General features: G+C 49.1%; 18 protein-coding genes. 9 read left to right on the forward strand and 9 right to left on the reverse strand.

Annotated elements, in window-relative coordinates:
- Nucleotides 1–41: 41 nt before the first annotated feature.
- The 5 genes from FT643_RS16975 to typA form a co-directional block, all read right to left on the reverse strand.
- Complete coding sequence (locus FT643_RS16975) at nucleotides 42–2,249, reverse strand: TonB-dependent receptor (RefSeq protein WP_156872617.1); 2,208 nt, start codon at nucleotides 2,247–2,249, stop codon at nucleotides 42–44.
- Between the two features lie 827 nt (nucleotides 2,250–3,076).
- Nucleotides 3,077–4,348, reverse strand: a complete 1,272-nt coding sequence (locus FT643_RS16980) for a heparin lyase I family protein (RefSeq protein ID WP_198043634.1) — start codon at nucleotides 4,346–4,348, stop codon at nucleotides 3,077–3,079.
- A gap of 541 nt (nucleotides 4,349–4,889) precedes the next feature.
- The gene (locus FT643_RS16985) at nucleotides 4,890–6,167 is read right to left on the reverse strand and encodes a heparin lyase I family protein (protein WP_156872619.1); all 1,278 of its coding nucleotides are present in this window, start codon (nucleotides 6,165–6,167) and stop codon (nucleotides 4,890–4,892) included.
- A gap of 478 nt (nucleotides 6,168–6,645) precedes the next feature.
- A complete protein-coding gene (locus tag FT643_RS16990) occupies nucleotides 6,646–6,807 on the reverse strand; it encodes a hypothetical protein (protein WP_156872620.1) in 162 nt (53 codons plus the stop codon).
- 171 nt (nucleotides 6,808–6,978) lie between these two features.
- A complete protein-coding gene (gene typA / locus FT643_RS16995) occupies nucleotides 6,979–8,784 on the reverse strand; it encodes a translational GTPase TypA (protein WP_317622050.1) in 1,806 nt (601 codons plus the stop codon).
- Between the two features lie 175 nt (nucleotides 8,785–8,959).
- Between typA and FT643_RS17000 the strand changes: the two genes are divergently transcribed.
- Nucleotides 8,960–10,024, forward strand: coding sequence for a tRNA (5-methylaminomethyl-2-thiouridylate)-methyltransferase (locus tag FT643_RS17000; protein WP_156872622.1), 1,065 nt, complete (start codon nucleotides 8,960–8,962; stop codon nucleotides 10,022–10,024).
- On the opposite strand, the gene FT643_RS17005 is transcribed toward FT643_RS17000, so the two are convergent.
- Both FT643_RS17005 and FT643_RS17010 read right to left on the reverse strand, forming a co-directional pair.
- A complete protein-coding gene (locus FT643_RS17005) occupies nucleotides 10,004–10,429 on the reverse strand; it encodes a DUF6210 family protein (RefSeq protein ID WP_156872623.1) in 426 nt (141 codons plus the stop codon). The genes FT643_RS17000 and FT643_RS17005 overlap by 21 nt on opposite strands.
- A 46-nt stretch (nucleotides 10,430–10,475) precedes the next feature.
- Nucleotides 10,476–10,856 (reverse strand): hypothetical protein, encoded by a 381-nt coding sequence (locus FT643_RS17010; RefSeq protein WP_156872624.1) that lies wholly within the window; start codon nucleotides 10,854–10,856, stop codon nucleotides 10,476–10,478.
- A 358-nt stretch (nucleotides 10,857–11,214) separates the two neighbouring features.
- On the opposite strand from FT643_RS17010, the gene FT643_RS17015 reads away from it, so the two are divergent.
- The 7 genes from FT643_RS17015 to FT643_RS17045 all read left to right on the forward strand — a co-directional run bounded on the left by FT643_RS17015 (nucleotide 11,215) and on the right by FT643_RS17045 (nucleotide 17,502).
- Nucleotides 11,215–12,489, forward strand: coding sequence for a GTP cyclohydrolase II (locus FT643_RS17015; RefSeq protein WP_156872625.1), 1,275 nt, complete (start codon nucleotides 11,215–11,217; stop codon nucleotides 12,487–12,489).
- Nucleotides 12,482–13,750: a URC4/urg3 family protein gene (locus FT643_RS17020; RefSeq protein WP_156872626.1), complete on the forward strand. Its 1,269-nt coding sequence runs from the start codon at nucleotides 12,482–12,484 to the stop codon at nucleotides 13,748–13,750. Before FT643_RS17015 ends, FT643_RS17020 begins: the two co-directional genes overlap by 8 nt.
- A 58-nt stretch (nucleotides 13,751–13,808) precedes the next feature.
- Nucleotides 13,809–14,444, forward strand: a complete 636-nt coding sequence (gene upp / locus FT643_RS17025) for a uracil phosphoribosyltransferase (RefSeq protein WP_156872627.1) — start codon at nucleotides 13,809–13,811, stop codon at nucleotides 14,442–14,444.
- 358 nt (nucleotides 14,445–14,802) lie between these two features.
- Nucleotides 14,803–15,375, forward strand: coding sequence for a hypothetical protein (locus FT643_RS17030; protein ID WP_156872628.1), 573 nt, complete (start codon nucleotides 14,803–14,805; stop codon nucleotides 15,373–15,375).
- Between the two features lie 226 nt (nucleotides 15,376–15,601).
- Nucleotides 15,602–16,324: an energy transducer TonB gene (locus tag FT643_RS23720; protein ID WP_198043635.1), complete on the forward strand. Its 723-nt coding sequence runs from the start codon at nucleotides 15,602–15,604 to the stop codon at nucleotides 16,322–16,324.
- Between the two features lie 28 nt (nucleotides 16,325–16,352).
- On the forward strand, nucleotides 16,353–17,087 hold the full coding sequence (locus tag FT643_RS23940; RefSeq protein WP_156872629.1) for a MotA/TolQ/ExbB proton channel family protein: 735 nt from the start codon (nucleotides 16,353–16,355) through the stop codon (nucleotides 17,085–17,087).
- 1 nt (nucleotide 17,088) lies between these two features.
- Entirely contained in the window at nucleotides 17,089–17,502 is a 414-nt protein-coding gene (locus tag FT643_RS17045; RefSeq protein WP_156872630.1) for an ExbD/TolR family protein, read from the forward strand.
- A 322-nt stretch (nucleotides 17,503–17,824) separates the two neighbouring features.
- On the opposite strand, the gene FT643_RS17050 is transcribed toward FT643_RS17045, so the two are convergent.
- Both FT643_RS17050 and FT643_RS17055 read right to left on the reverse strand, forming a co-directional pair.
- Nucleotides 17,825–18,334, reverse strand: coding sequence for a hypothetical protein (locus FT643_RS17050; RefSeq protein ID WP_198043636.1), 510 nt, complete (start codon nucleotides 18,332–18,334; stop codon nucleotides 17,825–17,827).
- Nucleotides 18,334–19,509 (reverse strand): PepSY-associated TM helix domain-containing protein, encoded by a 1,176-nt coding sequence (locus FT643_RS17055; RefSeq protein WP_156872631.1) that lies wholly within the window; start codon nucleotides 19,507–19,509, stop codon nucleotides 18,334–18,336. The genes FT643_RS17050 and FT643_RS17055 overlap by 1 nt, the downstream gene beginning before the upstream one ends.
- 150 nt (nucleotides 19,510–19,659) lie before the next feature.
- Between FT643_RS17055 and FT643_RS17060 the strand changes: the two genes are divergently transcribed.
- On the forward strand, nucleotides 19,660–20,496 hold the full coding sequence (locus FT643_RS17060) for a siderophore-interacting protein (RefSeq protein ID WP_156872632.1): 837 nt from the start codon (nucleotides 19,660–19,662) through the stop codon (nucleotides 20,494–20,496).
- The last annotated feature ends 35 nt before the right edge of the window (nucleotides 20,497–20,531 follow it).

Genomic DNA, 20,531 nt, shown 5'->3' on the forward strand with positions numbered 1-20,531 from the left:
GCCGTATGAGCTATAGCGCCCGGTATAGATGGGGGCAATCATCAAAAACGCAATTCCACACCGGCACCAAAGGTTCTGGGTGCACCCCAGGTTGTAAGGACGCCGAAGAATTGGGGTAATACCTGGGTATAATATTCCTCATCAGTCAGGTTGTCGCCGTACAACGACAGCGTATAAGTGTCAGAAGCATCTGTCCACGACACCCTCATATTTAACAGTTGATACGCGTTTTGTTCGTAAGTCTCGTATGTGTCAAAGTAAAAGTCCGATGAATAATAAAGATTTCCCCATATTGCCAACCAGCCCTCGGCAACGGGAATATCGTACTTAACATTCAGATTCCCCGTGAGCTCGGGTGAGCGAAGCATTTCGTTTCCGGATGCATCCACATACTGCGCCTGAAACAGGCCTGTTGCGGTGGTATCCTGAACCCAGTTTTGTGCGCGATCAAACTTGTCGTATTCTGCATCCAGATAAGTTAACCCCATGGAAATTTCCAGGCTCTCTGTTGCGAGATAACGTATTTGAGCTTCGACACCGTTGATACTGGAATCAGCTGCATTTTCAATTACACTGGTAAAACCATCGTATCCTGCGACCTGAAGATCTTGGTAATCATAGTGAAAAGTCGCAAGATCAATTGCCAATGGTCCGGCGCTGTATTTATAACCCAACTCATAGGCTTTTAGTTTTTCCGGGGCTACATTGATACCCGTTAACGTGGCGCGGCCAACGTTCAAGATCCCGGATTTAAATCCTTCGGAATAAGATACATATGCACTCGAGTTCTCGCTGGCCTTGTAGCGAAGTACGGCCCGTGGCGTGACCTCAGAATCATCAATCGAAGGGACGGATACCTTAGCCAGATTATTGGCGTCATCAAGGAAATAGGCATTATCTACCGAGTCTTTACTGTAGCGGGCCCCAAGCGTCAGAAATAACTGGTCTTCCAGCAACGCGTAAGTAAGGTCGCCATACAAGGCGATCGATGAATTCTCGACCCCTGACCCGCCGTTATCAACAAAGGCTCCGCCAGTTAAAGCAGATGCGCCCCGATTATTTTCAAATCGGGTCTCGTCGGAAAAATAGAATAACCCGGTGGTCCACTGCAAACGGGAATCGCTCTGCGATGTTAAGAGCAACTCTTGGGTGAAAACTTCGTCCACTGTGTCAAATATATAGTGGCTCATTGCCAATGCACTACTTGATGCATCAAAATCGTAATTATGGGTCGCAGACTCATCACGATATTGGGTATAGGATGTCAGCAAAGCGGAATCGAGATCGACTTTCACCGTCAGCTGAAACACATCACTGTCCGCAAGGAACCGTGGTTTGAAATCGCTGGACGTTTTATACGGCGCTGATGCAATCGGTGGCTCTGAAGGGACAGCGGCAGCAACAAACGCGGCTGTAGAATAGACATTACCATCCTTACTATAAAGGTTATAGGCATCCGCATTGGAGTCGTCCACATCTTCGTGTATGAAGCGAAATAACGCGCTCACACGATCATTAAACTGCATTTTAACACCGGTGCGCACACTCCAGTTCTCGTACGCCCCGTCTTTATCGCTACCAGTATTAATATTTTCAATATAACCATCGCTTTTTCGCAGCATCGTTGCCAGATCAAAGGCCAGATTATCGCTCGGACCACCGGAGGCATAAAGCGCATAGCGCTGCGTATTAAAGCTTTCATAAGAAACATCGAGTGAAGCCTGCGGATCACTCTCCGGCTCTCTGGTGGTTACCAAAATCGCGCCACCGGTCGAGTTACGTCCGAATAACGTACCTTGAGGGCCCTTGAGCACCTGCACGCTGTCCACATTCAGTAGATCTGAGTCCGCCATTAATTGATTGGGGGAATAAAAGCCATCGGTATATATACCTACATTAGAACCGCTTCCTGCGACCACTACGGCGGTGCCTACACCTCTGATTGTCGGCTGCGAGAAGCCCCCAGTCTGATCGAAACGCAGCCCGGGTGTCATCTCCATAATATCGCCAAGCTGCTGCATTCCGCCCTTGTTCAGATCTTCTGACCCGATAGCCGTTACCGATATCGGTACATCTACCGACCTCTCGGTATGCCTTTGTGCGGTCACGGTGACCTCTTCAATCACGTTGTGACCGACCGATTCGGCATGAGAAAGCGGGCTACTGATCAACAGCCCCACCAAAGGCAGCTGCACAGTGATTATCGAAAGTGAAATGTTGGATAGAACGATACGAGGGGGTTTCTTCATTGAAGTTGCCTGCGATTTAATTATTATAAGACAGCACTTTTTTATTTGTAGTTGAAGTAGCTCGAGCAAGCAAATGAAAATTACATTAAAGCGTGTCCACAGGACGCATCAACCACATCCTTTTATTCTAAATATTGAATGAACCCGATAAATCGGATCAAAAGTCAGGTACGACCTAGCTGATTGGTTCGATCAATGACTTTTTCCTTTCCAGATATTAATATAAAAATCCAAAATGGAATCAGTATAATATACATTCTAGTCTCATTGACTAATCCAAAAATCAATATGTTTGCTACCAATAAGAAGTACACTAAAGCGAATTTAATTTTAATTTCTACGTAATTTTTTAGATTTAGAACCAGGTATAAAACAGATAAAAAGCATTACCCATAAAAAGGATTCAAGCGGACGAATCCGCATACCCATAACCAAATAAAATAGCAGGACATTCAGAATCAAAACGGTGATAAATATAAAGATTTTCAACGCTTCGGAGAAAGGAAACCCCACAAGGGAAATCAACTTAACAAGGTAAGGTACCAAGAGACGATGGCGAAACAGAAATTCTGTATGATTGTGAATCCCTGTCCTTTCATTGCATAGATAATCCGAGGTCTTTACCGATGCTTGCTTGTGTTTAACCAGAACACGGCTTTCGTATGCCACAGCGGCACAGCGCTGGAAGTGCTTTGTGGTGGAGAACCACCGGGCTTTCACATGCTAACAGAAAACAAATAGCCAAACTGAAAGCGTTAAATAAAAAGTAACCCCCGCCATTGATTTACGACAAACCAATCGCAGGGGAAACCTGCTAACAATTAGAGTTAATTTGCAAAGCAGTATGCGTTCTTAACTGTAATTCGATGGTTCCAATCACTACTATCTGTGATGTTGTGCCTATACCACCCATTGGTTAGCCCCTTTTGAATGGCGGACTTTGCTTTCTGGCAAGTAAGAGAAGGAAAGGGCTCCGATTTCCAGCTATCGCTAAGACAATAGCCATTCTTCGTAGTAATTTTATACTCCCACTTGCTCTTGTCCGCGACGTCGTGCTTGTACCACCCCGCGGCTATGCCATTAGTAATAGCGCTATCTGCTTTACTACAGGTCATATTGGGCACAGGGTCTTCGGATGTCGGAGGCGGTGGTGGAGCCATACCCCCGGGCGACACTTCTCTCAAGCTACTACTGCTATTTCCCACTTTCAACTCATCGAAATAAACCGTTCTATTTGCTTTCGAGCGCGTTGCCGCTCGATTATCGAGACATTGCTTCTTGGTTTTGTTCGAAGCATCCTGGCAAATCCAGTTGTATTTATACAAGTTTATCATCAATTTGTGCGCATCCGCCTCTGTATTGGGTCCATTATGAGAGAAGACAGGCGCCGGATTGCCATTTAAATACATACGTATAAAACCATTGCAATTAGCTGTGTTTTTTCTGCAAAACTTTATGTTAAACGCCACATCCTGCCATTTGTTCTTAACGGTCGGCCAGCTGAACTGTTTAGCATTACCGTTACTGTCGTAACTATTTCTGAAAGTGGCGGTAAACTTCCCATTCACCTCTTTAATATTTACGGCATTTGCTCCATCTGCTCTTGCATTCCAGCTACCGGTTTTTTCTTTAAATAGCTGAAATAGATTATCTGGATTATTGCTATAATCAGAAACCCAGCTTTTATCTAACATAAATGAAAAACCTATCCAGTAAGCCCTATTCTCCTTCATAGGAAGCGCCTTATATATACTAAGCTCCTGCCTAGGTTTCTGTGGCCCACCATTAAAGACCCCATAATCACAATGATATTTTATTGTCTGGGCGTTCGCATATGAGCCCTTCCGAACGTACTTCGTTTGCACCCGGTTGTCGTTATCGTCACTGTAGTTTTTTGGCGAAAACATACAATTCGGACCAAAAGCCCCATAGTAAAACCCATTATTCGTATCACTACTATTTGGCTTTATATACCCTGTTTCAAAATCCCCATTATATATAATGGCACCGACTACAACCTGAGACGCAACAGATCCTGTCACTATAACAGCCAACATCATCAGCTTACGTCTTATCTCTTTTCCACATTTAAATAACATTGCGATAGAATTCTCCATTAATTATTTACGCTGCAACGCTCGAATGAGCAATTGACAACATGATCATTAAAACACACGCTTCAATTTGTGCGTCGGCCCAGCCTGTACAGACTGAATTAAAAAGAAAGTGAAATCATTAGATCAGCACGCATTTTTCTGAAAAACATAGCGCGCAATCTGAATTCAGAGCACATTCGTAATTCACTGGAGCACTAAAAAGACAGCATTCAGACAAAAGAATTGATATATCATCGCGGAATGATACAAGAATCAAAAAACAGGCATTCGTTTACTTGAAGAATATCTATCCATGATACGTGTGACAAATCCGCAGAACATTGCTGATGCTTCTTTGTTTTTCCAGAACGCAGACTTCCTATGTCAGCGGCACAGCGCTGGAAGTGCTTTGTGGTGGAGAACCACCGGGCTTTCACATGCTGGCAGAAAACAAATAGCCAAACTGAAAGCGTTAAATAAAAAGCAACCCCCGCCATTAATTTACGACAAACCAATCGCAGGGGAAACCTGTTAACAATTAGAGTTAATTTGCAAAGCAGTATGCGTTCTTAACTGTAATTCGATGGTTCCAATCACTACTATCTGTGATGTTGTGCCTATACCACCCATTGGTTAGCCCCTTTTGAATGGCGGACTTTGCTTTCTGGCAAGTAAGAGAAGGAAAGGGCTCCGATTTCCAGCTATCGCTAAGACAATAGCCATTCTTCGTAGTAATTTTATATGCCCACTCGCTCTTGTCCGCGATGTCGTGCCTATACCAACCTGCAGCTATGCCCTTGGTGATAGCGCTATCTGCTTTACTGCAGGTCATATTCGGCACAGGATCTTCGGATGTCGGAGGCGGTGGCGGAGCATTACCTCCGGGCGACACTTCTCGCAAACTACTGCTGCTGTTACCTACTTTCAACTCATCGAAGTAAACCGTTCGATTTGCTTTCGAGCGTGTTGCTGCTCGATTATCGAGACATTGTTTCATGGTTTTGTTCGAAGCATCTTGGCAAATCCAGCTAAATTTGTACAGGTTCATAACCAATTTATGTGCATCCGCCTCAGTGTTGGGCCCACTATGGGTGAACACAGGTGTCGGATTGCCATTTAAATACATGCGGATAAAACCATTACAACCAGGCGTGTTTTTTCTGCAAAGCTTTATATTAAATGCCAGGTCCTGCCATTTGTTCTTTACAGTCGGCCAGCTGAATTTTTTTGCATTGCCTTTACTATCATAGCTATTTCTGAAATTCGCGGTAAATTTACCGTTGGCTTCTCTAATGTTGATAGCATTGGCACCATCCGCTCTTGCATTCCAGTTACCGGTTGTTTCTTTAAATAACTGAAATAGATTATCTGGATTATTGCTATAATCGGAAACCCAGTTTTTATCCAACATAAATGAAAATCCAATCCAGTAAGCGGTGTTTTCCACTAGCGGAAGGGCTCTATATATACTAACGGCCTGACGAGGCTTTTGATAATCACCATTATTAAGCAACCTGTAATCACAATTGTACTTTATCGTTTGCGCATTAGCGTAGGTCCCTTTCCGTGCATATCGCTTCTGAACCCGGTTGTCATTATCGTCACTATAGTGGTTAATTGAGTCCTGACAATCCGGACCCAGCGCCCCATAATAAAAACCATTATTCGTATCTTTGCTGTCTGTTTTTATATAACCAATTTCAAAATCACCGTTATATATAATTGCTCCGATGGCTGACTGGGATGCAACAGATGCGGTCATCATTGCAGCCAAGCCAAACAAACCTTGCCTGAGCATCTTGCTTCGTCTTAAAAACGTCATACAAACTCTCCAGTAATTAATTCCATTTATCGCAACCCACCTTTTGGCCGCCGATAACCTCGTTAATTTGATCCAAACCTACGCCAATCTAACTACATTTAATTACTAGAAAGCACTACCTTCATTTAAAGGTCATAATGTTTTCTGAATTCAAATTAATGCTTGTTTACAAACAGAACACGGCTATTAGCTTAGGATCACAATAGAGACAAGCATCAGACAAAGAAAAATCGCTTTTTCTTATATAAGCGGATAAAGCGCTTGAATCCTGTTGATCCTGACCAAATAAAAAAATTGACACCTTTTTTAGAAAGCAGAAAAGAAAATCACTCTATTTCAATATATCGCATCCCGGATTTCGACTAACTTGCACAAACCGGCGCGCATCAATATTGATAATTCGCCGACAAGTCGATGAGCGCAGCACCCACCGCTTGCAATCGGGAGCAGTCGGATTTCCATCGCCGTCATAGGGCTGCTAGATTTTAATTTCCACTTCCGCGTAATTCATACCGAAGTCCGGTACCCACTTATCCACATTGGTGCCATAGGCAATAAAGAACGAACTCTGTTTATCCGCGGGTGGTGGAATAAGGCACGAGTGTATTCCGGTGGTGCTCACAGAATTAAGATTAGACACATTAATATGTTCAAACGGTCGTTCACTCGGTAACTGAGAGGCATAGCAAATTTGAAAATAGCCAGATTGACCTTTTCTTCCCCACCGACAAAAGACGCAGGCAAAAAAAAACTCAGGCACCGAATGCGGTGGCCTGAGCTTTTTATCAAGCGGGTATTTTAAAGGGACGTTTTACTTAGGAGCGCGCTTACGCTCATTCTCCTTCAGCAACTTTTTACGGATGCGGATGGAGCTGGGGGTTACTTCGACCAGTTCGTCCTTGTCAATAAAGTCCAACGCCTGTTCCAGCGAATAACGAATCGGTGGGGTAAGCACGATGTTCTCGTCAGTGCCCGCAGCCCGGATGTTGGTCAGCTGCTTGGCCTTGGTCGGGTTGATTACCAGGTCGTTGCCACGCGAGTGAATGCCGATGACCTGGCCCTCGTACACTTCAACGTTAGGGTCAATCATAAGGCGACCCCGATCCTGCAGATTGAACAGAGCATAACCCAACGTCTTACCGGTGATCATGGAAATCAAAACACCGTTCTGACGTTTGCTGACGTCGCCTTCTTTCAACTCGCCATAGTGAGAGAACGTGGAATTCATAATGCCGGTACCGGACGTCATGGTCAGGAACTCGGAACGGAAACCGATAAGACCGCGGGAAGGCGCGATAAAGTCCATACGCACGCGACCTTTGCCGTCGGGCACCATGTCCGCCATTTCAGCTTTACGCAAACCCAGTTGCTCCATAATGGAACCCTGGTGCTGCTCTTCGATATCAATCATCAGCTGCTCATAAGGCTCTTGCGTCTTACCATCCGCTTCTTTCAGGATGACCTCAGGAGATCCCACTGCCAGCTCAAAGCCTTCCCGACGCATATTCTCGATCAACACCGACAAATGCAGTTCTCCTCGGCCAGAAACCCGAAAACGGTCCGGACTTTCGGTGTCTTCCACCCGCAAGGCCACGTTGTGAATCAACTCCTTTTCCAGACGCTCACGGATATTACGCGAGGTCACGAACTTGCCTTCTTTGCCTGCAAAAGGAGAGGTATTGACCTGGAAGATCATGCTAACGGTCGGCTCGTCCACGGTCAGGGGCGGCAATGCTTCAACCAGTTCCGGCGAACACACCGTGTCCGATATAAATAGTTCATCAATACCGGTGATACAGATGATGTCACCAGCCTCGGCATCGGGCACATCGATCCGGTCCAGACCGTGATGACCCATGATCTTAAGAATCTTGCCGTTACGAGTCTTACCTTCGCGATCCACAATCTTGACCGGGGAGCCGGCTTTGATTTTGCCACGTTTAACCCGGCCGATACCGATAACTCCCAGAAAGCTGGAATAATCCAGGGAACTGATCTGCATCTGGAAAGGCCCGTCAGAATCCACTTCCGGCGGCGACACCTTATCGATTACTGCCTGAAACAATGGGGTCATGTCTTCGGCCATATCATCTGCATCCATCCCGGCAATGCCGTTCAACGCAGACGCATAGATAACCGGAAAATCCAACTGCTCGTCGGTCGCACCCAAACGGTCAAACAAGTCAAACACCTGATCCATCACCCAGTCAGGACGAGCCCCGGGCCGGTCGATCTTATTAATTACAACAATGGGATTGAGGCCCTGGGCAAATGCCTTCTGAGTAACAAAACGAGTTTGCGGCATGGGGCCATCAACGGCGTCAACCAACAGCAGTACAGAGTCCACCATGGACATAACGCGCTCAACTTCTCCACCGAAGTCGGCGTGTCCGGGGGTATCTACTATATTGATATGGTAGTCATTCCACTCGATTGCGGTATTTTTGGCCAGGATTGTGATCCCGCGTTCTTTCTCAAGATCATTGGAGTCCATCACTCGCTCACCTTCGTCTTTACGACCTAAGGTGCCGGATTGTTGTAACAGCTTGTCCACCAGAGTTGTTTTACCATGGTCAACGTGCGCGATAATGGCGATATTACGGATTTTTTCGATCACAAATTTACGGCCTCGGCCCAATACAGTACATCAAGGCGCGGGAGTATACCTGAAACCATTGACAACTGGGCAGCAGGATTTACATTTTTTGCACAATAAGCGGATTTTATCCTGTATAATTCGCGCCCTTTGAATTTCAACTTTGGCATGTCCAAAAAGCGAGCAAGTGAACAATATGGCTATTCAACGCAAAGCAATTGCCTTGATATCCGGCGGACTGGACTCCATGCTGGCGGTAAAAACGATTCAGAATCAAGGCATTAAAGTAGAAGGCGTTAATTTCTATACCGGATTCTGTGTGGAAGGTCATACTCATGCCATCCGTAAAAAAGACAAGGATAAAGAGAAACGCAATAATTCCTTATGGGTCGCTGAGCAGCTCGGCATTAAAATGAATATTGTTGATATATCAAAAGAATATAAAGATATCGTGCTCAACCCACAATACGGCTACGGCGCCAACCTTAACCCTTGCCTGGATTGCAAAATCTTCATGGTGGAACAAGCCAACGCCATGCTGAACAAGGCCCGTGAACTGGCAGACGAAGGCGGTTTTGACTTTATTATCACCGGCGAGGTGATTGGTCAGCGCCCCAAATCTCAACGTAAAGAGACCATGCCCCTGATTGCCCGCGAGTCCGGTGCCGATGACCGCCTGTTGCGCCCCCTCAGCGCCAAATTGCTGCCTCCCACCCTGCCGGAGCGTGAAGGCTGGATCGATCGTGAACAGTTACACGATTTTAGCGGCCGCAACCGCAAGCCGCAGATCGCCCTGGCAAAACAGTACGGCCTGGATGATTTCGCCCAACCGGCCGGTGGCTGCTGCTTCCTGACGGATGAAAGTTACTCCCGTAAACTGGCGGACCTGTGGACTGCTCAGGGTCGTAAAGACTATGAACTGGATGACATCATGCTATTGAAGGTGGGCCGCCATATTCGTCCGGCTCCTAACTACAAATTGATCGTCAGCCGCGAAGAAGGTGAAAACAATTTCCTGCACGGCTATCGCAAGCAATTTCACGCGATCCACTGCATCAGCCACGGCGGCCCGTTAACCTTGGTGGACGGCGACCCCACCGATGAAGATCTACTGACGGCGGCCCGTATTGCGACCCGCTTTAGCCAGGGCAAGCATGCTGACCAGGTATTGGTTGAAATATGCAGTAAAAATGGCGTAGCGCGGCAGCTTGAAGTGAAGCCCATGCCGAGTGAGGCTATTTCACAAGCCTGGTATGTTTGACACCGGCCAGACCAGCAGCGCTTCAAACTCGTCGAGCCCCTGAAACTGACTGTATTCCCCTTGCGGGCGAACGATGACATAAACTCGGGACTCACATGATTCCGGCAGCCGAGCTTCATTCACAAAGCAAATATCAGTAGACGATAACTCCCTTAATAGCTCGTTTATGTTAGTCGCATCGGCAGGACCAAGCCCCCCGTTGTCACCCACCAGCGCGGACAACCGGCCTGCCAAAGCCAGCTCAGGCTGGTCTGCAGGTGGGTCATTGGACAGGGGAACCAGAAAGCCGGTGGCTCTGGATTGAATCGCCCCCGCGCGTCCACAATTGAAAAAATATTGCATGCCGCTATCGTCTAAAACAATAACGGCTGCCTGTTCAAGATTATAAAGACACAGCTCGCGCATAGGATCACTTGCATTCGGTCAGAACACAAAGCCTGGGACAAACAGGCTACTGGCTCTGCATAGCGGGAATTATGATGGCGGCCAGTATACCTAACACGGCCGGAATAACCATCAGGCAGACAGCCCATACCGACCACTTTCGTTGCACCGAATTAAAATGCTCGATGCTGTCCCATTGTTTGTTTTTCCAGGCTAGCTCGCGACCCTTTATACCCAAATAAATAGCAACCACAAACCCGACATAGGGAATCAATGCCAACAAACTTATATACGATTTATTAAATATCCCCCAGATCCAATTCAGAAAAAATGCGCCCCAACTCCAGCCCTTGACCCCTTCCGGAATCTCGTCCTGCTTCATTCCTGAATTATTAATGGCGTCTTCCACCCGATCCACATTCGATCTGGGTGCATCATATGCACTCATAGCCTCGTTCCTTTTGTTTCGTATTATTAAGTCACCCGCCCCATCGGACCTATAATCAACAAAGACACCCGGACCGCAAACACCCGGCCACTGCAGACTAAATATAGATCAGCAGGGGTGATGAGCAAGCGGTGTTGCAGACGACCCGCTGACGCGCACGATAACGGATAAATCGCTACCATTAATTGTTTGACTTACCAAAGATTAAACCGACGCGAAAAAACGATGGCTGGTAGCTGGCTCAGATATTGCTTTGTTTGCTTTGTGTGATCAAGTAGGGAATGCATCGAGCAAGACAACCTGCGCAAGGGCCGCTTATACTGAACATTGCCGCCCATTAAAAAAAGGACAAAAGCAGATGAGCAACGACAAGGCCGGCGAAGGCAAACCGTCCAAGCATATACGCCTGACCAGTCATCCGGGCCAGCAAGGGTCCAACGGTTCCCCGATCATTCATTGGGGCGCAGGCAGCGCGAGTGAACGGGGCCCTGTGATCGGCACTACGACTAACCGCAGCCAACGCAACGTTATCGGTACTCATAGCGGCAGCTATGGTGTTTATCGCGCGTTAGCGGTAGCCGCAGGCAACTTGGTAAAAGGGCATCGTGCCGATCTAACCAACACCAGCCCCACGGACCTGATCGGCCCCCACCCACAATGGTGCGATGCTGAAAAAATGGTGTCTATTGATCCCTGGGGCGCCAGCGTCGCGGATGTGTTCAGTGATCATATTGCCCAGGGCTACGATGTGCGCCCGACCATTGCCGTCACCAAGGCCCATATTGACCTGCCCGAAATTCACCACGCGCTCACGTTCCACCGCCTGATTCCGGATAACCGTATTTTTCTGGAGAATGGTTCGGCAGTGGTAACAAAAGTGGCGATCGAACCGGTTTGGTGGCTACCCGGCGTGGCCAAGCGATTCAACGTCAGCGAATCGGATTTACGCCGCAACCTGTTTGAAGAAACCGGTGGCATGTATCCTGAATTGGTGACCCGCAGCGACCTGGAAGTTTTCTTGCCTCCCATCGGAGGGCAAACCCTTTACATTTTTGGAAATCCAAAAGATTTAGCCAACCCCGAAGTCACACTGACCGCGCGCGTGCACGACGAGTGCAATGGCTCTGATGTTTTCGGCTCCGACATTTGCACCTGCCGCCCCTACCTCACCCATGCCATAGAAGAATGCATACGCGGAGCTCAGCAAGGCGGCGTAGGGTTAATTGCATACAGCCGAAAAGAAGGCCGCGCACTGGGAGAAGTCACTAAGTTTCTGGTGTATAACGCGCGCAAACGTCAGCTCGGCGGCGACAGTGCGGATAAGTATTTTCTGCGCACTGAATGCGTAGCCGGGGTTCAGGATATGCGGTTTCAGGAATTGATGCCGGATGTGCTGCACTGGCTGGGCGTCCAAAAAATTCACCGACTGGTCAGCATGAGTAATGATAAATACAACGCCATCGTGGGCAGCGGGATTGACGTGGGCACCCGGGTAAAAATTCCCGACGAACTGGTGCCTGCGGATGCGCAAGTGGAAATTGAAGCCAAAATTGCTGCCGGCTACTACACCGATGGAGCGGTGCCCGATGAGACCTCACTTGCATCGACCAAAGGACGAGACCTTGATGGCTGATGAAAGAATTATTCAAAATGACACCGGTCAGAGCTCAGGGCCCATCGCATTACTGCGCTCAACCTCCACCATCCGTGAACGCTGCAACCACATTCTAGAGTCAGTAGAAAATAACCAATCAGCGCATTTCACCGTCAATACGGGCAAGCTGGATCAAGCTGCTCAACAGGTAGAACAGGTTACGCGCCAAAATTACCCGGATTTGCGAATTCCCTATCACAGTCGTTGGCGCCATTTTGAATCCGGAGGTGTGGATCGCAAAGCGCTTCTGGACACGGCTATGGCTGGGCGCACGCGGGCCGATCAGGCAAAAGCGCGAATTGACCTTACCCTGGTCAGTGTGTTGCTGGATGCCGGCGCCGGCCCCCAATGGCGATATTGTGAAACGACGGAAATCAAAGGCAAACACACTTACGCACGCTCAGAGGGACTGGGGGTCGCGAGTTTTAATGGGTTCATGCAGGGCTGCTTCTCCTCTGATCCGGACGATTTCCTGCGGGTGGATGCCGACGCGTTATTACAGGTATCCGAAACAACGTTAGCCGCTATTTTTCAGGTAACTGACCACAACCCGCTGGTCGGCCTAGCCGGTCGCGCCCAATTGATGCGACGCCTGGGTCAAACCCTGCAGGCAAACCCCGACGTGTTCGGCGATGACGGCAGGCCCGGAGCCCTTTACGACAGACTGACCGGAAATGGCAGCGAAACGAGCCTCGCTGCACCACGGGTACTACAAGCACTTCTGGATCACCTGAGCCCGATCTGGCTCACCGGTAATGAATTGCAAGGCCGGCCTCTGGGTGATTGCTGGCCCCACCCGCTTGCTGGCGGTGAAGGAGTCACTGCCGGATGGGTGCCCTTTCATAAGCTCAGCCAATGGCTTACTTACTCGTTACTTGAACCGTTTGAGTGGTCGGGCATTGCCTTAACTGACATTGATGGCTTGACCGGTTTACCCGAATACCGCAATGGTGGGTTATTACTGGATACGGGCGTGATTGTGCCACGCCATGCCGACTTTACGCTGCGACAATATACCGCCGCAGATGAAGCCATTATCGAATGGCGCGCACTCACGGTTGCGCTGATTGACCGGCTGGCACCGCTGGTGCGAAAGCGATTGGGAAAAGCTGAACAGGAGATGCCGTTAGCCTGCATTCTGGAAGGAGGCACCTGGGCAGCCGGACGGCAAATTGCAAAGTCACTGCGCGAGGGAGGCCCACCGCCGCTTAATATCGAAAGTGACGGCACCGTTTTTTAATACGGTTTTAGGTCCCGACTTTCTACACCCAGTATTTTTACGGACGAAGGAAAATAATATGAGCCAAGCCGAAGTTCACCACATCAACCACCCACTGATCCAGCATAAACTGACACTGATGCGGGAAAAAGACCGCAGCACCAGCAGCTTCCGTCGGCTGTTACATGAAATCAGTATGCTGATGGCCTACGAAGTTACTCGGGACATGCCAACTCAACTGATTGATATTGAAACGCCTCTGGAAACCATGCAAAGCCCGGTGATCGATGGTAAGAAAACCGTTTTTGTCAGCATACTGCGGGCGGGCAATGGTTTTCTGGATGGCATGTTAAGTGTCGTTCCCGGGGCGCGGGTGGGCCATGTAGGCTTATATCGTGATCCAAAAACGCTGGGCGCGGTGGAATACTATTTCAAAATGCCGCACAGCATGCACGAACGGGACGCCGTGGTTCTGGATCCCATGCTGGCCACCGGCAACTCCGCCGTGGCTGCCGTCGATCGGCTAAAAGAAACCAATCCGAAATCGATCCGCTTTGTTTGCCTTCTGGCTGCGCCGGAAGGAATAAAAAATTTTCATGAAGCACATCCGGATGTACCTATATACACCGCAGCCATCGATCGCGGCTTAAACGATCACGGTTATATTTTACCGGGGCTGGGCGACGCGGGGGACCGTATGTTCGGCACCAAGTAAAGCACCGGCTAAATGAGTTGTCATCATCAACCAAAGAATCAGGTGATGATGACAAGCTCATAGGCCTGTCCGTTTGCAAGCTTGAATTTATCCAACGCTACACCAATTATTTCAACTCTGTTACTGAATTCACTGACAGAAACCACCTTACTGTTTAAGGCGCGGTATACATCTAGCCACTAAATTCAATACGGGGGCGTTGCGTGGTGCCACCGTGCTATCCAAAGCTCGTCAGCACGTTAAAGTCTGGAAACCCCGACAAAAAATACTACATAATTAAAAGCAAACCAGGGATGGGGTTAATGTTGGCTTGACCAAGGCACCCCAAAAGGAATTCAATTATTTTTATGGAGTGAAAATGTTTAACTATCTTTTAATTTTTTTGTTTATCAGCACGTTCTTTTTAATAAATGCCGGCGCAAAAGAAAGGGACATTTCCACTGGTCGAAAAACACCGATGCTAATGAAATATGGCGAAGCAGTGAGAGCATCCGTTGCCGACGCTTATGTATATGCGCTAAGCAACAAATACAATAGAAACGTTCAATTAGGCAGTGAAGAATTCATTGAGATGCTATCGTCTCGGCCACTATGTAATTCAACCGACTCTCGCCTAGTATCAAAAAAAATGTTAAACCAACAGTGCTTGGTGATCGATTTTCCAGTCAATGCTGCGTGCAAAGATATAGACGGCTGCATTGAATTAAGAGTGCATAAAAGCGTTTATCTTGACAAAGAGTTGAATGCCTTACTCTACAGTGCCGTACGCAACCCATGTGAGCATATTCCAATAAATACCCGCTTTCATTGGACCAGTCTTTTTTATCCAAACTGGGTTTCATATGGGAATTTAAACTGTAAAAAAGATCGGTTACCGTACTCAACAGCGTATATCACCTATGGCGACACTCGGGTTGAGTTAGAGTTATAACCGTGCGAAAAGGCCGCAACCCTGGGTTAGCTCTCCTCAGGTCGCGTATGCGGGTCCACCTTGCTATGCCCCCCCCACCTCCTCTCATCAAACTACCTGACGGGTTACGTTTTTTATACAGTACTGCTCACCTACCCACTAGAGATGCGAACAATTATCATTTATAATCCGCGCCCTAAAGACCTCATTCACGCTTTTTAACCGCATTTTTCAACAGGAATTTTTCGTGGACAACCGATGGAGTAACTGGCTAATTCTGGTGCTGGTGTTTCTTGCCCACGGCGCAGCGTTGGGCGCAGCAGCACTGTGGCCGTCAGATTCTCCGCCTCAGGTCATACCACCCACTATAAGCGGCGTAATCGTACAGGCTCCGGCGGCAGAGGTGGTTCAGGCTCCGGCTGCGCAAAAAGTCAAACCTAAGCCTAAGCCCGAACCCAAACCCAAACCCAAGCCGAAGCCAAAACCGAAGCCCAAGCCCAAGCCAAAACCGAAGCCAAAACCGCAGCCCGTGGTTGCACCGCCAGAGCCACCGCCGCCGGAACCAGAGCCCGAACCCATCGCCGAGCCGGTGGAAGACGTAACCGAAGCGGAAGAGACGCCACCGGCGCCGCCTCCGGCACCCAATATTGATAGCGAAAAGCCGAACACAAGCAAAGGTGCGCCGGTAACCCCTCCCCGGGTTGATGCTCAGCACCATCACAATCCGGCTCCGGCTTATCCTTCCTCATCAAGACGCAGAGGGGAAGAAGGCGAAGTATTGCTGGAGTTATTAATATTGCCCGACGGCACAGTGGCTGACGTCACCATCAAGGAATCCAGCGGCTACCCCAGATTAGATCGGTCGGCCGTAAAAGCAGTGAAAAGCTGGCGCTACACACCAGCGAAGAAAGGCGATCAAGCCATCGAGTTTCGTTATTTACAGCCGGTTAAATTTTCCTTGCGGGGCTAACCAGCAAATTACATAAGAGGTATAAAATATGGAATCCAGTCCTTACGGCATGGCCGCACTCTGGCAACAGGGTGATATCGTAATCAAAACCGTTGCTGTCATGTTGCTGGCGATGTCGATCATCTCCTGGTATGTAATTGTCGTTCGCAGCATCGGATTACTACGCTTACGACGCATTGAACGAAGCACTCATAATTTCTGGCACGCTCGCAGCCTGGGTGAAGGAATTCAACTGATCAGCAGTGGCCGATACCAGAACCCATTCAAAAAGCTGGTAGAAGACGGGCAAATGTCTCGCGACCATCACAGTCAGCACCACAACGATTTGCACGGCCAGCTACCACTGACCGAGTGGCTGACCGCCAGTTTACGTGGCTCCATAGATGAGAGCACCGAACGCTTGCAGAAAGGTTTATCCGTTCTCGCTTCCGTCGGCAGTACCGCGCCGTTTGTGGGTTTATTCGGTACCGTTTGGGGCATCTATCACGCGCTGGTGGGAATTGGCGTATCCGGCCAAGCCAGCATTGATAAAGTAGCCGGCCCGGTGGGCGAAGCGCTTATCATGACGGCCTTCGGTTTGGCGGTCGCAATCCCCGCGGTCTTGGGATACAACGCGCTGCAGCGCAACAACAAGCTTTTGTTGGGTAAGATCAACCGGTTTGCACATCAGTTACACGCGTTCTTTCTGACAGGATCTCCGATGTCGAAAAAGAACACATCGGACAAAGTGCTTCCGCTCACTCCGCGAAAAGAGGGTCACTAACATGGCTTTCGGCGGCGGACTAGATGACAACGAAGAAGTCATGAGCGAGATTAATATGACCCCCCTGGTGGACGTCATGTTGGTACTGCTAATCATCTTCATAATTACCGTTCCGGTACTGACTCACTCGGTCAAAGTGGACCTGCCCCAGGCAGACAACACACCCAACGAAATCAAGCCGGAAACGGTCAGTATCGCCGTGACCGACGACCGCAAGATTCACTGGAACGAAGATGTTGTGAATTTTGAAGAGTTAGAGCAACGCCTGGCGGCAGCGGCCCAGCAAACCAAGCAACCGGAAATTCACCTGCGGGGCGATAAAACCGTGCCCTATGAAAATGTGGTGCAGGTGATGGCCGCTATCCAACGCGCAGGAATCGATAAGCTAGGGTTTGTGACGGAACCTGCCCAATAAGGGCAGGAAGCGCGCCGCTCCCGCCAAAGGGGTCAGAAACCCAACAAATATAATTGATGATATTCATCATTGGCATTGGCCTCCTTGATTTACTAAGGAGTACTTTGCGATGAGCGCAAAAATTGGGAACACTTTATTGGAACTGGAAGAAAAAAGGCCGCATCCATCCGGGGTAAATATGAAAGTCTTAATGAAGGTTCTGACTGCACCTATGGCGAGCGTTTGAACGTCACCGGAAACGCACGATATAACTTCTGAACTGCTGTAAACTGAAAAGCCCCACTGCGAAAGCGGGGCTTTTTATTGCGCCGGATAATCCGCTTTACTGCTGTACCACTTGGTCTGCTGAGGACGCCTTGCCTGTTGCCTGCCCCACCGCAGCATGGGTATCCAGTGACCAGCCGCCATGATGAATTTTGCCATTCCACTCCTGCACCGAAACCCACAGTTTATCTGCTGCGTTCAGCTCCGCAGGATATGGTGCATGCACGTGTTGCGTTACCCTATTACCATGCAATATCCCTTCTCCGCCTCGCGGTATCGGTGCTGGCCGCTCACCAACACTCATATACGCATAACGGATTTTTTCCACGCAGCCATCACAAAATTTCACACTGAAATCTTTTACTGATTCCCCGTCGTGCAGGTACGGCGGCTCACCATTTGCCGGCGTGGGTGTCGCAGTGAAGGGCCCGATGGATTGCTCTTCCCATGCTTCCTGTAGGGCCGGTGGCGTCAAAGACGTATATAAAAAATACACCGGCGCAATGATCACCAACCCATTCAGCCAATAACGGGATTTGTGCCATAACGTGCGTTTAGCTTTGGTCATTATTGCACCCCCTCCACAGGCTCTGAAACACCCGGTGCAATATTGCTTGGCGTTTCACGAACCGGCTTTTTACTGCGTCCTGCTTTCACCGTGCGCTTGCTGTAAATCATAAAGCCACTGATTGACATGCCGCTCAGTATCAGACCGAAAATAAACCAGATTGCTTTGGTCCACGGGCCCAGCAAAGTGCCGTAATGCAAAGGATCCGCGAGATGCGACATGGTTTGCACAAAATTCATAGTCGATGGAGTACGAATGGCGCTGACTTCTCCACTCCAGGGATTGACCTTGACCTGATAGGAATAACGATCAAAGAAGAACGAATCGCCATAACCGCTAAACGTATAATAATCGCGATTGTGCTCCGGCAGATTGATACTGGCGGGTCTCAGTTCCGGAACCGCAGCCAACGCGCTTTCCATCGCATCGGAAAGGGTAACCGGTGTCGGTGCCAGACTTTCCGTTACCGGAACCGAGCCCAGCTTCATTGGATCTTCATGGGGCCAGATATCTATACCGTTATGCCACAGAATTCCCTGCACCAGATACCAGAACCCGGTGAACCCCATAATCAATAAAAACCAGATCGACCATACACCGCCTAAGCGGTGCAGATCACCCAGCAAAATGCGCGCCCCCTTGCCTTTACGCAAACGGGGTTGAGTGAGGGAGCGCCAGAATTTTTTATACACCACCAAGCCGGTGATCAACGCCCCTAACACCACAAAGGACATGGCCCCCACCAGATAGTATCCGACGCTATAACTGTTCTGCCACGGAAACAGCAGCCAACCGTGAAGCCCCCGCAAAAACCCGATCAGTGTGATGCCCTGACTCATACCCTGTATTTCTGCCGTATAAGGATTCACATAAGCGAACGCAGAAGGTATCTCTTTCGTGGTAAAGCTCAACGCCGTGACCAGATAGGGCTCCATGGTATAAACCAAACCCACATCCGCGCCCGGATAGGCTTTTTCAACCGCTGCTTTCAACTCCGGCAACGGCTTTGCAGGCAAGTTCTGCGGGTTTTCGGCGCGCGCTTCAGGATGGATCAGCCAGGTTATTTCATGACTCACAACAGCCAACGTACCGGTGATACAAATAAAGGCGAACAGCAACCAGATCGGCAGGGAGAACCAGCCATGCAATTGAAACCAAAGACGTTTTTTATTCATAACTCTACTACCCGCTGACACGGCCCCACCGACGACGAATGTTTTGACTCAAACCCAAAGAGTGGGTGAAGAACTATACATGATAATAGTTATCATTTATAGTTTGACCCTGACCTAAATTCAGCCCGGCTCCGATCAAGAGAAAGTTCAATGTCCAAACCTCGCCGTTTACCGCCCCGACCTTTGCAGGTGGTCCGCTCCACTTTACTGAATCCGAAATTAGTCCGTATTACTTTGGGGACGAAACCGGGCGGCACAGAGCTCAATGAGTTTCCCGAGGATAGCCGCGGCGACCACATCAAACTGATGTTTCCCCGTGCTCACCAAACAGTGCCGAAACTACCCACATTGGGCCCGGATGGCCCAGTCTGGCCAGCCGCAGATGAACGCCCCATTACCCGCACCTACAGCGTCAGTCAGTTCCGCGCGGAGCAAGGTGAGCTGGACGTGGATTTTGTACTGCACAGCGAAGGGCCCGGATCACTATGGGCAGAGAGTGCCAAACCCGGTGATGCGGTGGGATTAGCAGGACCGGGTGGACCGAAGCGAGTGAAACCCGGTGCAGACTGGTATTTACTCGTCGCCGACCCGAGCTCTTATGCCGCTTTCGCAGCGGCCCTGGATTCGTTGCCGCCGCACGCCACAGGCTACGCGCTGATTGAAGTTGGTGCGGCGAACGAAGAAATTGAAACGCCGCACCCGCCGGGAATCGAATTGCGCTGGTTGGTGCGGGAACAGGGTCGGGCCGGTGAAAGCCGGCTGTTGATAGACGCCGTTCAAGAGTTGGCATGGCTGCGTGGCACACCCTCGGTAATGGTATCCGGTGAAAATGCACAGGTCATCGCGATCCGCAACTATGTGGTGAGAGAACATAAGGTGCCCAAAGCCATGATCTATGCCGTGCCGTACTGGAAAGACCTCCACGACGAAGAGCGTTATCACCAGGAACGTCATCGCATTATGGATGAAATGGATGAGGCTGAATAATGGGTGCGCATGACTCTTAAATAAGCCATTCAAAT

Source organism: Ketobacter sp. MCCC 1A13808, assembly GCF_009746715.1.
Taxonomy (GTDB): domain Bacteria; phylum Pseudomonadota; class Gammaproteobacteria; order Pseudomonadales; family Ketobacteraceae; genus Ketobacter.

What these genes read in the sequence shown, in the direction of transcription:
- FT643_RS16975 (WP_156872617.1), bottom strand. Translation starts at nt 2,249, where the DNA reads ATGAAGAAACCCCCTCGTATCGTTCTATCCAACATTTCACTTTCGATA.
- FT643_RS16980 (WP_198043634.1), bottom strand. Translation starts at nt 4,348, where the DNA reads ATGTTATTTAAATGTGGAAAAGAGATAAGACGTAAGCTGATGATGTTG.
- FT643_RS16985 (WP_156872619.1), bottom strand. Translation starts at nt 6,167, where the DNA reads ATGACGTTTTTAAGACGAAGCAAGATGCTCAGGCAAGGTTTGTTTGGC.
- FT643_RS17000 (WP_156872622.1), top strand. Translation starts at nt 8,960, where the DNA reads ATGGCTATTCAACGCAAAGCAATTGCCTTGATATCCGGCGGACTGGAC.
- FT643_RS17005 (WP_156872623.1), bottom strand. Translation starts at nt 10,429, where the DNA reads ATGCGCGAGCTGTGTCTTTATAATCTTGAACAGGCAGCCGTTATTGTT.
- FT643_RS17010 (WP_156872624.1), bottom strand. Translation starts at nt 10,856, where the DNA reads ATGAGTGCATATGATGCACCCAGATCGAATGTGGATCGGGTGGAAGAC.
- FT643_RS17015 (WP_156872625.1), top strand. Translation starts at nt 11,215, where the DNA reads ATGAGCAACGACAAGGCCGGCGAAGGCAAACCGTCCAAGCATATACGC.
- FT643_RS17020 (WP_156872626.1), top strand. Translation starts at nt 12,482, where the DNA reads ATGGCTGATGAAAGAATTATTCAAAATGACACCGGTCAGAGCTCAGGG.
- upp (WP_156872627.1), top strand. Translation starts at nt 13,809, where the DNA reads ATGAGCCAAGCCGAAGTTCACCACATCAACCACCCACTGATCCAGCAT.
- FT643_RS17030 (WP_156872628.1), top strand. Translation starts at nt 14,803, where the DNA reads ATGTTTAACTATCTTTTAATTTTTTTGTTTATCAGCACGTTCTTTTTA.
- FT643_RS23940 (WP_156872629.1), top strand. Translation starts at nt 16,353, where the DNA reads ATGGAATCCAGTCCTTACGGCATGGCCGCACTCTGGCAACAGGGTGAT.
- FT643_RS17045 (WP_156872630.1), top strand. Translation starts at nt 17,089, where the DNA reads ATGGCTTTCGGCGGCGGACTAGATGACAACGAAGAAGTCATGAGCGAG.
- FT643_RS17050 (WP_198043636.1), bottom strand. Translation starts at nt 18,334, where the DNA reads ATGACCAAAGCTAAACGCACGTTATGGCACAAATCCCGTTATTGGCTG.
- FT643_RS17055 (WP_156872631.1), bottom strand. Translation starts at nt 19,509, where the DNA reads ATGAATAAAAAACGTCTTTGGTTTCAATTGCATGGCTGGTTCTCCCTG.
- FT643_RS17060 (WP_156872632.1), top strand. Translation starts at nt 19,660, where the DNA reads ATGTCCAAACCTCGCCGTTTACCGCCCCGACCTTTGCAGGTGGTCCGC.